Below are 13,752 nucleotides of genomic sequence, written 5' to 3'. Positions count from 1 at the left end.
TTATTCTACGGCAAACCATGGTAATCGCCAATCCTTGTTGCGAATTACTGACTTAGCCCTATAGTCAGAGGGGATGTCAGGGCGAAATATTCTCACTTGCGGGGATAAAAGTGACCTGACGCAATATTTGTCTTTTGTTGCTTATTGATAATGTTGTCACAAAAAGTGAGGGTGACTGCATGGATAAACTACTTGAGCGTTTTTTACACTACGTGTCGCTGGACACCCAATCAAAATCGGGCGTGCGGCAGGTACCCAGCACCGAAGGACAGTGGAAGTTATTACAACTGCTCAAACAACAGCTCGAAGAGATGGGGCTGATTAACATTTCACTGAGCGAAAAGGGGACGCTGATGGCCACGTTGCCCGCTAACGTTGCTGGCAATATTCCCGCGATCGGCTTTATTTCCCATGTGGATACCTCACCGGATTTCAGCGGTAAAAACGTTAATCCGCAAATCGTTGAAAACTATCGCGGCGGCGATATTGCGTTAGGCATTGGTGATGAAGTTCTGTCGCCGGTGATGTTCCCGGTGCTGCATCAACTTCTGGGTCAGACGCTGATCACCACAGACGGTAAAACGCTGCTAGGCGCGGATGATAAAGCAGGCGTAGCGGAAATCATGACCGCGCTGGCTGTGCTCATCCAAAAAGATATTCCGCACGGTGATATCCGCGTGGCCTTTACGCCGGACGAAGAGGTTGGTAAAGGGGCGAAGCATTTTGACGTTGCGGCATTTGATGCGCAGTGGGCCTATACCGTTGACGGCGGTGGCGTGGGAGAGCTGGAATTTGAAAACTTCAACGCCGCGTCGGTTAATATCAAAATTGTCGGCAACAATGTCCATCCCGGTACCGCAAAAGGGGTGATGGTGAATGCGCTGTCGCTGGCTGCTCGTATTCATGCTGAGGTTCCGGCAGACGAAAGCCCGGAAACGACGGAAGGCTACGAAGGCTTTTATCATTTGGCGAGCATGAAAGGGACGGTCGATCGGGCGGATATGCACTACATCATCCGTGATTTTGACCGCAAGCAGTTTGAAGCGCGCAAACGCAAGATCATGGAGATCGCCAAAAAGGTCGGCAAAGGGTTACACCCGGATTGCTATATCGAACTGGTGATTGAAGACAGCTACTACAATATGCGCGAAAAAGTGATTGAGCATCCGCATGTGCTGGATATCGCCCAGAAGGCGATGCGCGATTGCGATATTGAGCCGGTGCTGAAACCTATTCGTGGCGGCACCGACGGCGCGCAGCTGTCGTTTATGGGATTACCGTGTCCGAATTTGTTCACCGGAGGCTACAACTATCATGGTAAACATGAGTTTGTAACTCTGGAAGGAATGGAAAAAGCGGTGCGGGTGATTGTACGTATTGCGGAGTTAACCGCAAAGCAGCAGTAAATTTATCGATAGATGCCGGATAGCGCTTCGCTTATCCGGCCTACAGTATTTCACTCCAGAAGGCCTGATAGGACGCGCTAGCGTCGCATCAGGCACCGTTCGTATTATCCTTCGAAGAACCAGTATCCGCTGTTAACCAGTGCGGCAAGCATGGCAAGGAAAGACGGATCTTCCAGCGCATCCTCAAAGTTCTCGGCCGTCAGAACAATATGGCTGGCAAGCGCTTCCAGGGCAGGGCGATGCGGTGAATCAATTTTCTCACCGTTGGCGTAGACGTCATCGCCGATGCGCAATACGCGCAATCCGCCCAGACGCACTAACACATCCCCTTGCTTCAGGGCATCGTAAATTTCGTCTGGCTGATACGGCGGCTCCGGTGGAGCAATATCCAGCTCATGACGAGACTGAGATATAAACTCGCCAAACCACTGCTGGAAATGTTCCGGCTGATTAATCAGTCCGAGCATCATTTCACGCAGCTTGTCCATTTCCTGCGGCAGAACGTCAGCCGGATGATCGCGCGGCGGCAGGTCAGGATCGCTGTAATACGTGCTGCCCAGCTCACGTTGCAAAACGTAATCGGCGAACCCGCTGATCAGTTCGCGGGTATTCGGCGCGCGGAAACCGACCGAATAGTTCATGGCGTTTTCCAGCGCATAGCCTTCGTGCGGGAATCCTGGTGGAATGTACAGGATATCGCCGGGTTCCAGCTCTTCATCGATGATGGCTTCAAACGGGGCGACCTGCAGCAGGTCCGGGTGAGGGCAGTGCTGCTTCAACTGCAGTTTTTCGCCCACGCGCCAGCGACGTCGCCCGGTTCCCTGAATGATAAACACATCGTACTGATCAAGATGTGGGCCAACGCCGCCGCCGGGGACAGAGAAGGAGATCATCAGATCGTCAATCCGCCAGTCCGGCAGTTCGCGAAACGGACGCATCAGCGCGGCGGTGGGTTCATGCCAGTGATTGACCGCCTGTACCAGCAGCGACCAGTTGTTCTCGCCGAGATGATCATAGCTTTCGAACGGACCGTGGCTAACCTGCCATTTACCGTCCTGGTGGCTGACGAGTCGGCTGTCGACTTCGCTTTCCATTGCCAGTCCAGCCAGTTCGTCAGGAGAGAGTGGATCAATAAAGTTGTTAAACCCGCGTTTTAAGACCACCGGGCGTTTCTGCCAGTGGCGTTCAAGAAAATCGGGCCAGTTAAGTGTGAGTTGGTATTCCATAATGAGCATCCCGCAGGCTGGTATCTGCAACCGATTATAACGGATACTTAACCGCAAGCGGGAAATCAGTACATATTTATTACATGCGGCGATTACTCGTCTATCTGCCCCGGCTGCTGGCGGCCAAAAATAACTTCCATGCGCGCGCCACCCAGCAGGCTATCGCCTGCAATAATCTGCCCGTCATACTGTTCGGTGATTTCTCGCGCCACAGCCAGTCCAACGCCTTGCCCTGGTCGTAGCGTATCGACACGCTGTCCACGGTCAAACACCACTTCCCGTTTGCTTTGCGGAATACCAGGACCATCATCTTCAACCAGAATGTGTAGCTGATCTTCGGACAGATGCGCTGAAATCTCGACAAACTCCAGACAATATTTACATGCGTTATCCAGCACGTTGCCCATTACTTCGACAAAATCGTTCTGTTCGCCCACAAAACTGATTTCGGGTGAGATATCGAGATTTGTGTTGACGCCTTTACGCTGATACACCTTATTTAGCGCCGAGGTGAGTTTATCCAGCAACGGCGCGACTGGATGCAGTTCGCGGCTAAGCAGCACGCTGCTGCCACGCATGCTGGCGCGATGCAGGTAATAGCCAATCTGCTGGGAAATACGGCTGATTTGTTCCAGCATGATGGGTTCCGCGTCGCTCACGTTCATTTTTTCATTACGCATCGAGCGGAGCGTACTCTGTAATACCGCCAGCGGTGTTTTCAGGCTGTGGGTGAGGTCTGTTAACGTCGTACGGTATTTGTCGTAGCGCTCGCGTTCGCTTTTTAAAAGTCGATTAAGATTGCGGACCAGGCTGGTCAGTTCGCGCGTGGTGGCGGGGTTTAGCATCTCTCGATGATGTTCCTCAAGCTCACGGACTTCACGCGCCAGCGATTCGATAGGCCGCAGACTCCACCAGGCGGCTACCCATAACAGCGGAATGACCAGCAACAGATTGGCGACCAGCACATAAATAAACCAACTCCAGACCATATACGAGCGCTTTAGCTCAATAGGAATGGTATCGACAACCACTATGGTCAACTGTGGCATTCTGGCAGTGGCGGGGTAGACGTTCACGGCGACCGAGTGGGTCATTTCGGCATCGTCGTCATCTTCTCTGACTTCTTTTAGCTGCTGCTGAGCGGAGTGATCTTCGCCCAGTAAGGTGCTGGTGGCATCTACATTGGCTTCAATCTCATGAAAACCGTTCGCTTTTAGCCATTCCGGTTGGATACTGTGCGTCAGCCAGGGAACATTGCGCTGCGCCCACAACAACTCACCGTCTTCGTTATAGATCAGCGACATTGTTGGGCTTTGCATATCGAGATTCTCAGGCAGCTCGACGTTTATCTTACCGTTCTCCCATTTTGCCAGGGTATAGAACAGGTTACTTTCGCCCCGCAGCAGGCGGAACGTTGTTTTATCAAAGCTGACGCTGTAGCCCACCAGGGCAACCATGCCGTAGGCCAGCGAAAGCACCAATACCACGCCCGCGGTTGCCAGTAAAAAGCGCAACCGCAGTGATAACGGGAATAAATGACGCAATAATTTATTCATTAGCGCAGTTCAAAAAGATATCCCTGGCCACGCACGGTGGTGATGACATCATCCGGGTATTGCGCCTGTATTTTTTTACGCAGACGCCCCATCAGAACATCAATGGTGTGGCTTTCACGTAGCTCGGCATCCGGGTAAAGCTGTAACATGAGCGAATCTTTACTGACCACTTTGCCGTTATTACGGATAAGTGTTTCCATAATGGTGTATTCGAACGCCGTGAGCTTGATAACTTCATCATTGACGGATAACTCGCGCCGAGAGAGGTCCACCTGGAAAGGAGGAAGAGAGATAATCTGCGATGCCAGACCGCTGTTGCGACGCATCAGTGCCTGCATGCGCGCTGCCACCTCTTCGATATGAAACGGTTTTGTGACGTAATCGTCGGCTCCGGCGCTGAGTACTTCCACCTTGTCCTGCCAGCCTTCACGCGCGGTTAACACCAGAATCGGCAACGAAACCTCATTGCTACGCCAACGGCGGATCAATGACAAACCGTCTTCATCGGGGAGTCCTAAATCAACGATCGCGATATCCGGCAGATGTTCATTCAGATAATAGTCCGCTTCCTTCGCATCTTCTGCATCATCCACCTGATGCCCTAAATCCTGTAACTGAACCTTGAGGTGGTGGCGTAATAAAGCATTATCCTCGACAACCAGTACGCGCATCATCGTTTCTCCCTAAAATAACGGTATAAATAGTTTAACGCTGATTATGAAGATTGAAAGCAGCGCTATGAAATTAAACAATATCTTCCCATGCGAGGGCGCATATCTCGCCTGGCCTCATCCTTGTATGTACGGCAACAATGATGATTAATGCCTGGCTACGGGGAAGGGCGGCTATCAGTACCTGGTACTCATGAATTAAAAGTGGGTCGGGTCCATTTTTAGATAACTTGAGTCGCGACACTCCTTCATAAGGAGCATGCAATATAAACTGGCTTCGGTTTGCGAGCTTAAGCATTTCTGATAAAACTGCCTTCTGTTTATTGACTGTTGAGGACGCGCGGCACTGTCTGGCCAGATTGTAGATACGTATTTGACCTGATGTCATGCGTCAGAAAGCGCATTGTGCGTGTCACCTTCAAACGGGATGTCGAAGCGTGGATTGATACCGACAGATTTACCCAGTTCGACCATGGTCCTTATGTCTCTGTCATTCCAGAATGGAACAGCGAAGGGCGTTTTTGTTAACACATACGCGCGGTGAAGAATGACGTATCAAACGAGCAACCATTTCCCATAACTGAACATGTGGCTAAGGGGAATGGATTCATGTCCACTAATATTGGGTTGCCTGCATACAGTAGCGATATTGAGCCACCTCTAACGAAAGATGGTTTTGTCACTGTGTTTGATTTTGAATTAGAAAATGGTCACTTGATTAATCGTGTCGATACCAACCAGACACCAGTCATTAACTGGCCTGATCGCCCAGTAGTATGAGGGTATCCAGTTAAGTCAAGTATGAAGTGAAGTAGCGTAGTCGGCTACGAATTTTCGACCTTCAGAACATCAGAATTCCGAAATTGATAAGCTATATGTTCTGTTAACAGTTAAATTTCCGCATAAATATTACAGGAGGGATTATGCGTAAATATATTACTCACAGCGAATGGGAACTTTTATTCAACGCTATACATGGTACGCGAAATGAAGTCCGGGATAAAGCCTTGTTGCAGATGGCATATATCCATGGGTTACGAGTCAGTGAACTGATAGACCTGAGACTGGGCGATCTTGATATGACCGAAAAAATAGTCTTCATACGGCGGTTAAAAAATGGATTGTCAACCTCTCATCCATTGCAGCCAGAAACCATAGAATTATTGCAGCGCTGGATTCAGATCAGGAAAAGATATGCGAAAGGTAGTCAGGAGGATTATCTTTTTCTGTCAACTCACGGCAAAAAAATATCCAGACAGTGGGTGTATAAATTATGTGCTCGATACAGCCAGCGTGCAGGTCTTAGAGTTAAGGTTCATCCACATATGCTACGACATGCTTGTGGTTATGCTCTTGCTAACCAAGGGCTGGACACACGACTTATCCAGGATTATCTCGGGCACAGGAATATTCATCATACTGTACTGTATACAGCCAGTAATCCCGGACGTTTTCAGCGAGCCTGGCAACGCTAAGCTTTCAGGCAGGGGATGAGGAATTGCGCGTTCATAATACTTTTATTCCCATTTCTGTGAAATAGTGTATACATAGGGCCCTTTTTTAAAATACATTTATTTTTACACAGAGATGTATAGGCATCGTACATCTGGAATTCAAAAATCTGTTCATACGTTCCACTGAACTTCTGACTGGCAAATAACCCATCAGGGAGGAGTTTCTCTGGTTTTTTTTGTTTGCCGAGTTCTTCAAAATTATAAATAAGCTCTGAATCAGTATTTTTTGACGGAACCATCTCGCCTACCATTATGAAATCAGACATTCTATAAGTTGGTCTATAAATTGACATAATAGCCTGAAACAAGTTTTTGTTAAAAACTAGACGCCCATGATTAATCGTATTAATAAAGTCCATGCCTAGTGTGACGGGTTTTTTGTGTAAAAATACCGGCATGTTATTGCCCTGTGCTATATTGATCATCTTAAATTCAGTACATAATTTCAGGTTATATAGTACAGGTTGAGCATACTGCATATCCCAGGTGTTGGCTGACCGATACTGCAACGGAGAAATCCTGTATTGATGCCTGAACGCCCGTGAAAAACTTTGGAGGGAACTGAAATCATACATAAGTGAAATATCTGTTACCGGACGGCTAGTATGACGTAACAGTGAAGCTGCCAGTGTAAGTTTCCTTCGACGAATATACTGTGCAACACTCATTCCCGTCTCTTCCAGAAACAGACTATACAGCCAACGCTCTGAATAACCTGAACGATTTGCCAGCTTTTTAACCGGCAGTGCGCTGTTTAAATTTTCCTCTATGATCCCCGTCAATTGCTGAACCAAATTCATCTCTTATCCATTTATGTATCGCTGGTAGTTGTGGATTAAACACAGCCGTGATCTCGCTGTACTTTCTGAATCTAGCACGTTTCGCCATCGTCAATCGTTTTTAATGTGCCACTCTCTATTACTCTGTTTCACCAGACAGGAACAATTAATGTCTTCTCGCAAATTTCTCACCCATCATGAAGTTTCTTTGCTGTTGCAGGTTACACACACCAGTCGTCACCCGGAGCGCGACGCCTGCATGATACTCTTGGCCTTTCTGCACGGACTGCGGGTCAGTGAACTGCTTTCACTGCGGCTTACTGATCTGGAGCTCGTGTCCCGAAAACTGTGTGTCCGGCGCCTCAAAAATGGTTTCAGTACCATTCATCCTTTACTAGATGAAGAGGTGAAGTGCCTCAGAAGCTGGCTTACGGCCAGGGCGACGATAAAATCCCCGACCGCAGAAGAGGAAGGGGACTGGCTTTTTATTTCCAGGTCGGGACGTCCTCTCACCCGTCAGCGGTTCTATGACCTGCTGGCTGAAGCCGGGAAGAAAGCCGGACTGGCCGTATCCGTCCACCCTCATATGCTCAGGCATGGCTGTGGTTATGCACTGGCGGATAATGGTATTGATACGCGGCTGATTCAGGATTATCTGGGACACCGGAATATCCGGCATACGGTGATTTATACGGCTTCAAATTCGGCCCGCTTTGAGCGGGTATGGAATCGGTCAAAAAGGGGCAAAAAGCAACTTTTTGACCCAAACTGTAAACCACCTGCTTTGCAAGATGCAATATTAAAAAAACACGTATTATGCAGCCAACAACTTATTAACAAATAATTGATTTAGATCAATAAAACCATCCAATCACTTCTATTTTGTAAGCGCTGAGCTTGAAGTCGGTCAATTTTCTGAATTTTCCAAAGAACCTTTCTCGGCATAAATCACCAAATTAATCGCCATATCTATAAAATAACACCAATAATTAACCTAAAATCGTTGTATTCATCCATTGTTGTCAAAATGGGTCATTTTGACAACCGATCTTCTCTCGAAATCCTGTCGGCATTGCATGTTACCTGGCGCTGATAATTCGATGCCTGTGGCAACAGATGTCTGTTGTCATTACTGGTCTGGGGAAGGTGCCAGTGTTCCTTAATCCATAACTTTTAACTGAGAGATATTCAGGGGCGGGTATGCGCCGAATAAAGAGACATTTTTTCTGTCCTGAGTGTGTCCAGGATATGCAGTCTCAACCACTGTATATCATCGTGGCCTTCTGGGGGATACGAACCGGCAGGTTACTGACGATGGAGGTCGTCAGTCGGGAGTTTCATATTCCCCAGAGAGCAGCAAAAGATATTCTGCATTACATTGAGCACGAGGGACGAAATCATATCTGCAGCAGGCGCTTCATACAGAACGAACCGACAACGGGACGAAGACGCGCCCTGCGCATCCTGGATGTACAGATTCCGCAGGAAATGCCAGCCAGTTCAGGAGCAAAACTGGATTTTCTGTCGGAAACTGTTGTCCCTGCAGTAAAGCAGCAACTCAGGCCAGTGACAAAATTTCAGCAACTACGTCAGTGGATGTTATCCAGAAAACAGAATGAACAGCCTCCTCAGGAGCTGATTGAAAACGGATGAAACAGATATTCTTGATGAGTCAGTGTCAGTACACCCGTCTTGGGCTGTTTAAACTGATTGAAAGTGCCGGGGTACATGCTGTTCAGGTTATTTCTGTGGAAGCCCCGGAGCAGATTGTGTCGCATATTCTGTCTGACAGACACCTCCCCGGGAAACAGAGTGCCATTGTGGTGGACCTGAGTTGTCATGAGGCACCCGTGATGGTGAAAGCGTTGTGGTTTCTGTGGAATCTGTCAGTACTGTATTCTGAGCACCACGAGCTGAGAGGAACTCCATGCATTTTATTTGGATGCCAGCAGACTCTGGATAATATCCGGCACCCGTTTGTATGGATTTCTCCGTCACAGGGGCTTCGTCAGTTACAAAATATATTTTTGCGTATTCTGGTGCACCCCTCCCGTTATATAAAAGGAGGGCACAGATATACGCGTTTAAGTGTCAATGAACGACGCGTCATGAATTACCTTCTGGGTGGGGATACGGTGAGTGATATCGCAAAACGTATGCGGATACATTACCGGAATGTATGTTACTACCGGCAAAGGGCGATATTTAAAACAGGTCTGAGAAACCGGAATGATATTGCATGGATTATGAACAGGACGTTTTTGTGAGCGCCGGGATGACACGTGCTGACCGGATGCACTTCCGAAATTGATAAGACTTTTCTCATGCAAACCGTAAATTAACGCCCGGGCAGTGGTGCATTTCAACGCTTATATATTTTTGAAGGTGAAAATATGTCAACGCTGAAGAATACATTTTTTATCCCTCCGCCTGAAACGCCAACGCAGGCCGGACCTGAAAATATCTTTTATGACTTTAATGATGGTGCCCGTGTATTGCTTCCGGAAGGGAAGTGGCACGTGCGTCTGCTGGATGCAGATTCAGACAATATTCTTTTCTGCTGCGATGTGGAAAAAGGCTGGGTGACCAGCAGCAAGAAATATTTCGTGCGTTTCCGTATTCAGGTATTCCGTCAGGGGGAAGATACACCCCTGCTGGACGAAAACCTGAAATTAAAAGACCGGCCGGTGCTGATTTCATTCCCCACGGGGACACTGGGCGATTTGCTCGGCTGGTTCCCTTATGCCGAACGATTCCAGGCTCTGCACAAGTGCCGGCTGGAATGCACGATGGCACAGGACATTATCGACCTGCTGGCACCTCAGTATCCGCAGATACAGTTTTCCACGCCGGATAAGCCGCGCACGGTGGCGCCTTATGCCACCTATCGTGTGGGACTCTATTTTGGTGGCGATACCGACAACCAGCCGGTGGATTTTCGCAAGGTCGGTTTTCACCGTTCTGCAGGCTACATCCTGGGTGTTGACCCGCGCGAAGCCCCCGTCCGGCTTGACCTTTCTGCGCCCCAGGTTATCCAGGAACCTTATGTATGTGTCGCCACCCAGTCCACCTGTCAGGCGAAATACTGGAACAACGGCACCGGCTGGAGTGAGGTTGTCGCGCACCTGAAATCGCTGGGCTACCGGGTGCTGTGCATTGACCGGGATGCCCATTATGGCCAGGGCTTTGTCTGGAACCACATCCCCTGGGGAGCCGAAGACTTCACCGGAAAACTCCCGTTGCAGGAGCGGGTGAACCTGCTGCGCCATGCCAGTTTCTTTATTGGGCTGGCAAGCGGCCTGTCATGGCTGGCCTGGGCTACCGGTATTCCGGTGGTGCTGATAAGTGGTTTCAGTCTGCCCAACAGCGAGTTTTATACCCCGTGGCGGGTGTTTAACTCCCATGGCTGCTACGGGTGCTGGGACGACACGTCGCTGAATTTTGACCACAAGGATTTCCTGTGGTGCCCGAGACATAAAAACACAAACCGGCAATTTGAATGTACCCGGCTGATAACTGGCGCCCAGGTCAATGGCGTCATCAATAAACTTCACCGTTCTATAACTGAGCAGGGTGTTGAGGACACCCCAAGAGAAGAGAGTAAGCAATGAATAAGGTATTTAACACTGTCTGGAACGAATCCACCGGGATGTGGGTCGTTACCTCAGAGCTGACCCGTAAAGGGGGACGTCGTCCGCGTCAAATCAAGCGCACCGCTCTGGCAGGGCTGATTGCCGGCCTGCTTTTGCCGTCACAGCCTGTGTTGGCGGCAGACTATGACAATCTGACGCTGGGAAAAGGAGGTGCAAGCTCTTCCATGTCTCTGGGTGCAGGCGACACGGCAACAAACACGACCATTAACACTAGTGGGATGCAATACATCTCCAGCGGTGGAAGTGCCACTAGCACCACCATCAACCTCGGCGGCCAGCAGAACGTTTCCAATGGTGGCGTTGCCATGAGTACCACCATTAACAGCGCTGGGATTCAGCAGCTCTTCAGCGGCGGCACTGCCACGTATACCACCATTGAGGAGCAGGGAAAAGGGTATGTCCACAGCGGCGGCATCATCACGGATACTTCTATTAACAGTGGCGGAGAGCTGTATATTTACAGCGGTGGCAGTGCCACGGATACCACTATTAACAGCGGTGGGGGCATGTCTGTCGAGGGCAGTGCCAATAATACCATTATTCACGACTCTGGGGCGATGGTGGTGCATTCCGGTGGTATTGCCACGAAGAGTACCATTTACAGCGGTGGGTTCCAGTATGTCTCCAGCGGTGGCATTGCCACGAATACCACCCTCGGCAGCAATGGATTCCAGTATGTCTTCATCGGCGGCAGTGCCACTGACACCGTAATTAACAAAGATGGACGCCAGTTTGTCTCCAGCGGCGGCAGTGTCACGGATATCACCATTAACAGCGGTGGGTTCCAGCATGTCTTCAGCGGCGGCAGTGCCACGGATACCACTATTAACAGCGGTGGGGGCATGACTGTCGAGGGCAGTGCCAATAATACCATTATTCACGACTCTGGGGGGATGGTGGTGCATTCCGGTGGTATTGCCACGAAGAGTACCATTTACAGCGGTGGGTTCCAGTATGTCTCCAGCGGTGGCATTGCCACGAATACCACCCTTGGCAGCGATGGATTCCAGCATGTCTTCAGCGGCGGCAGTGCCACTGACACCGTAATTAACAAAGATGGACGCCAGTTTGTCTCCAGCGGCGGCAGTGCCACGGATACCACTATTAACAGTGGTGGTAGTTTGTTGGTTCATGCAGGAGGTAGCGCTGTAAATATTACTCAGAACAGCGGAAGCATCATTAAAGCGGGCACCAGTTCTGTCCTGAACGGCAACAACACTAACGGCAGCTTCAGTATTGCAGGAGGCAGTGCCAGTAATATGTTGCTGGAGAACGGAGGCGCTCTGACGGTATACAGTGGACACCAGGCCAGCGATACAACCGTTGGCAGCAACGGGACGATGAAGGTCCACAGTGGCGGCTATGCCATAGAAACGACCCTTACCAGCGGTGGTATGCTGCAGGTGGAAGCCGGTGGCTCAGCCTCACAGATTACACAGAACGAAGGTGGTGCTGTCGTCACCAATACCAGTGCAGTCCTGAGCGGTACCAACGCTAAAGGCAGCTTCAGTATCGCTGGCGGCAGTGCAGCCAATATGCTGCTGGAGAACGGCGGATACCTGACAGTGTTTGACGGTCACCAGGCCAGCGATACAACTGTTGGCAGCAACGGGACGCTTGAAGTCCACAGCGGCGGTGTGCTCTACGGTACCACCACCCTGACTGATAAAGGGACGCTCGTCGGTGACGTGGTCAAAAACGAAGGGAACTTGTATTTCCTCAACAACAGTGCTGTAGATTCAATTGGTCAACGCAACAGTTATGTGAAAACATGGGGTTGCGGAGGTTTTTTGAATGAGACGAACATTTACAGCAGAGGAAAAAGCCTCTGTTTTTGAACTATGGAAGAACGGAACAGGCTTCAGTGAAATAGCGAATATCCTGGGTTCAAAACCCGGAACGATCTTCACTATGTTAAGGGATACTGGCGGCATAAAACCCCATGAGCGTAAGCGGGCTGTAGCTCACCTGACACTGTCTGAGCGCGAGGAGATACGAGCTGGTTTGTCAGCCAAAATGAGCATTCGTGCGATAGCTACTGCGCTGAATCGCAGTCCTTCGACGATCTCACGTGAAGTTCAGCGTAATCGGGGCAGACGCTATTACAAAGCTGTTGATGCTAATAACCGAGCCAACAGAATGGCGAAAAGGCCAAAACCGTGCTTACTGGATCAAAATTTACCATTGCGAAAGCTTGTTCTGGAAAAGCTGGAGATGAAATGGTCTCCAGAGCAAATATCAGGATGGTTAAGGCGAACAAAACCACGTCAAAAAACGCTGCGAATATCACCTGAGACAATTTATAAAACGCTGTACTTTCGTAGCCGTGAAGCGCTACACCACCTGAATATACAGCATCTGCGACGGTCGCATAGCCTTCGCCATGGCAGGCGTCATACCCGCAAAGGCGAAAGAGGTACGATTAACATAGTGAACGGAACACCAATTCACGAACGTTCCCGAAATATCGATAACAGACGCTCTCTGGGGCATTGGGAGGGCGATTTAGTCTCAGGTACAAAAAACTCTCATATAGCCACACTTGTAGACCGAAAATCACGTTATACGATCATCCTTAGACTCAGGGGCAAAGATTCTGTCTCAGTAAATCAGGCTCTTACCGACAAATTCCTGAGTTTACCGTCAGAACTCAGAAAATCACTGACATGGGACAGAGGAATGGAACTGGCCAGACATCTAGAATTTACTGTCAGCACCGGCGTTAAAGTTTACTTCTGCGATCCTCAGAGTCCTTGGCAGCGGGGAACAAATGAGAACACAAATGGGCTAATTCGGCAGTACTTTCCTAAAAAGACATGTCTTGCCCAATATACTCAACATGAACTAGATCTGGTTGCTGCTCAGCTAAACAACAGACCGAGAAAGACACTGAAGTTCAAAACACCGAAAGAGATAATTGAAAGGGGTGTTGCATTGACAGATTGAA

General features: G+C 49.4%; 13 protein-coding genes and 2 pseudogenes. 10 read left to right on the top strand and 5 right to left on the bottom strand.

Annotated elements, in window-relative coordinates:
• Nucleotides 1-179: 179 nt before the first annotated feature.
• Entirely contained in the window at nucleotides 180-1,406 is a 1,227-nt protein-coding gene (gene pepT, locus HV037_RS14790; RefSeq protein ID WP_047415361.1) for a peptidase T, read from the top strand.
• A gap of 104 nt (nucleotides 1,407-1,510) precedes the next feature.
• On the opposite strand, the gene roxA is transcribed toward pepT, so the two are convergent.
• From roxA to HV037_RS24625, 4 genes are all read right to left on the bottom strand, one after another.
• Nucleotides 1,511-2,632, bottom strand: coding sequence for a [50S ribosomal protein L16]-arginine 3-hydroxylase (gene roxA / locus HV037_RS14785; RefSeq protein ID WP_016152697.1), 1,122 nt, complete (start codon nucleotides 2,630-2,632; stop codon nucleotides 1,511-1,513).
• Between the two features lie 92 nt (nucleotides 2,633-2,724).
• Nucleotides 2,725-4,188 (bottom strand): two-component system sensor histidine kinase PhoQ, encoded by a 1,464-nt coding sequence (phoQ, locus tag HV037_RS14780; RefSeq protein WP_103283925.1) that lies wholly within the window; start codon nucleotides 4,186-4,188, stop codon nucleotides 2,725-2,727.
• The gene (phoP, locus tag HV037_RS14775) at nucleotides 4,188-4,859 is read right to left on the bottom strand and encodes a two-component system response regulator PhoP (RefSeq protein ID WP_003846709.1); all 672 of its coding nucleotides are present in this window, start codon (nucleotides 4,857-4,859) and stop codon (nucleotides 4,188-4,190) included. The genes phoQ and phoP overlap by 1 nt, the downstream gene beginning before the upstream one ends.
• A 384-nt stretch (nucleotides 4,860-5,243) precedes the next feature.
• Complete coding sequence (locus tag HV037_RS24625; protein ID WP_233896619.1) at nucleotides 5,244-5,390, bottom strand: 3'-5' exoribonuclease; 147 nt, start codon at nucleotides 5,388-5,390, stop codon at nucleotides 5,244-5,246.
• A 78-nt stretch (nucleotides 5,391-5,468) separates the two neighbouring features.
• On the opposite strand from HV037_RS24625, the gene HV037_RS14765 reads away from it, so the two are divergent.
• The gene (locus HV037_RS14765) at nucleotides 5,469-5,639 is read left to right on the top strand and encodes a hypothetical protein (RefSeq protein WP_181022919.1); all 171 of its coding nucleotides are present in this window, start codon (nucleotides 5,469-5,471) and stop codon (nucleotides 5,637-5,639) included.
• Nucleotides 5,640-5,782: 143 nt separating this feature from the next.
• Nucleotides 5,783-6,334: a tyrosine-type recombinase/integrase gene (locus HV037_RS14760; protein WP_103283924.1), complete on the top strand. Its 552-nt coding sequence runs from the start codon at nucleotides 5,783-5,785 to the stop codon at nucleotides 6,332-6,334.
• Here the strand turns inward: HV037_RS14760 and HV037_RS14755 are convergent.
• Nucleotides 6,331-7,173 carry a helix-turn-helix transcriptional regulator gene (locus HV037_RS14755; protein WP_019076514.1) on the bottom strand — a complete coding sequence of 281 codons (843 nt, stop codon included), beginning with the start codon at nucleotides 7,171-7,173 and terminating at the stop codon, nucleotides 6,331-6,333. The genes HV037_RS14760 and HV037_RS14755 overlap by 4 nt on opposite strands.
• A gap of 148 nt (nucleotides 7,174-7,321) precedes the next feature.
• Between HV037_RS14755 and HV037_RS14750 the strand changes: the two genes are divergently transcribed.
• The 7 genes and pseudogenes from HV037_RS14750 (at nucleotide 7,322) to HV037_RS14725 (ending at nucleotide 13,751) form a co-directional block, all read left to right on the top strand.
• A complete protein-coding gene (locus HV037_RS14750) occupies nucleotides 7,322-7,996 on the top strand; it encodes a tyrosine-type DNA invertase (RefSeq protein WP_103283923.1) in 675 nt (224 codons plus the stop codon).
• Between the two features lie 356 nt (nucleotides 7,997-8,352).
• Nucleotides 8,353-8,805 carry a CaiF/GrlA family transcriptional regulator gene (locus tag HV037_RS14745; protein WP_019076516.1) on the top strand — a complete coding sequence of 151 codons (453 nt, stop codon included), beginning with the start codon at nucleotides 8,353-8,355 and terminating at the stop codon, nucleotides 8,803-8,805.
• Entirely contained in the window at nucleotides 8,802-9,419 is a 618-nt protein-coding gene (locus HV037_RS24815) for a LuxR C-terminal-related transcriptional regulator (RefSeq protein ID WP_019076517.1), read from the top strand. The genes HV037_RS14745 and HV037_RS24815 overlap by 4 nt, the downstream gene beginning before the upstream one ends.
• A 126-nt stretch (nucleotides 9,420-9,545) precedes the next feature.
• Nucleotides 9,546-10,763, top strand: a complete 1,218-nt coding sequence (locus tag HV037_RS14735) for an autotransporter strand-loop-strand O-heptosyltransferase (RefSeq protein ID WP_103283922.1) — start codon at nucleotides 9,546-9,548, stop codon at nucleotides 10,761-10,763.
• Nucleotides 10,760-12,535: pseudogene (locus tag HV037_RS14730) on the top strand (AIDA repeat-containing protein); the annotation flags it as partial. The gene HV037_RS14735 and the pseudogene HV037_RS14730, both read left to right, overlap by 4 nt.
• Nucleotides 12,508-12,603: pseudogene (locus tag HV037_RS24615) on the top strand (hypothetical protein); the annotation flags it as partial. The pseudogenes HV037_RS14730 and HV037_RS24615, both read left to right, overlap by 28 nt.
• Entirely contained in the window at nucleotides 12,600-13,751 is a 1,152-nt protein-coding gene (locus tag HV037_RS14725) for an IS30-like element IS30 family transposase (RefSeq protein ID WP_001254932.1), read from the top strand. The pseudogene HV037_RS24615 and the gene HV037_RS14725, both read left to right, overlap by 4 nt.
• Nucleotide 13,752 lies beyond the last annotated feature (1 nt).

This window comes from Citrobacter sp. RHBSTW-00017, assembly GCF_013797615.1.
GTDB lineage: Bacteria > Pseudomonadota > Gammaproteobacteria > Enterobacterales > Enterobacteriaceae > Citrobacter > Citrobacter braakii.
The sequence above is the reverse complement of the archived record's forward strand: the minus strand, read 5'-3'. Positions and strand labels throughout refer to the sequence as shown.

What these genes read in the sequence shown, in the direction of transcription:
- pepT (WP_047415361.1), top strand. Translation starts at nt 180, where the DNA reads ATGGATAAACTACTTGAGCGTTTTTTACACTACGTGTCGCTGGACACC.
- roxA (WP_016152697.1), bottom strand. Translation starts at nt 2,632, where the DNA reads ATGGAATACCAACTCACACTTAACTGGCCCGATTTTCTTGAACGCCAC.
- phoQ (WP_103283925.1), bottom strand. Translation starts at nt 4,188, where the DNA reads ATGAATAAATTATTGCGTCATTTATTCCCGTTATCACTGCGGTTGCGC.
- phoP (WP_003846709.1), bottom strand. Translation starts at nt 4,859, where the DNA reads ATGCGCGTACTGGTTGTCGAGGATAATGCTTTATTACGCCACCACCTC.
- HV037_RS14765 (WP_181022919.1), top strand. Translation starts at nt 5,469, where the DNA reads ATGTCCACTAATATTGGGTTGCCTGCATACAGTAGCGATATTGAGCCA.
- HV037_RS14760 (WP_103283924.1), top strand. Translation starts at nt 5,783, where the DNA reads ATGCGTAAATATATTACTCACAGCGAATGGGAACTTTTATTCAACGCT.
- HV037_RS14755 (WP_019076514.1), bottom strand. Translation starts at nt 7,173, where the DNA reads ATGAATTTGGTTCAGCAATTGACGGGGATCATAGAGGAAAATTTAAAC.
- HV037_RS14750 (WP_103283923.1), top strand. Translation starts at nt 7,322, where the DNA reads ATGTCTTCTCGCAAATTTCTCACCCATCATGAAGTTTCTTTGCTGTTG.
- HV037_RS14745 (WP_019076516.1), top strand. Translation starts at nt 8,353, where the DNA reads ATGCGCCGAATAAAGAGACATTTTTTCTGTCCTGAGTGTGTCCAGGAT.
- HV037_RS24815 (WP_019076517.1), top strand. Translation starts at nt 8,802, where the DNA reads ATGAAACAGATATTCTTGATGAGTCAGTGTCAGTACACCCGTCTTGGG.
- HV037_RS14735 (WP_103283922.1), top strand. Translation starts at nt 9,546, where the DNA reads ATGTCAACGCTGAAGAATACATTTTTTATCCCTCCGCCTGAAACGCCA.
- HV037_RS14725 (WP_001254932.1), top strand. Translation starts at nt 12,600, where the DNA reads ATGAGACGAACATTTACAGCAGAGGAAAAAGCCTCTGTTTTTGAACTA.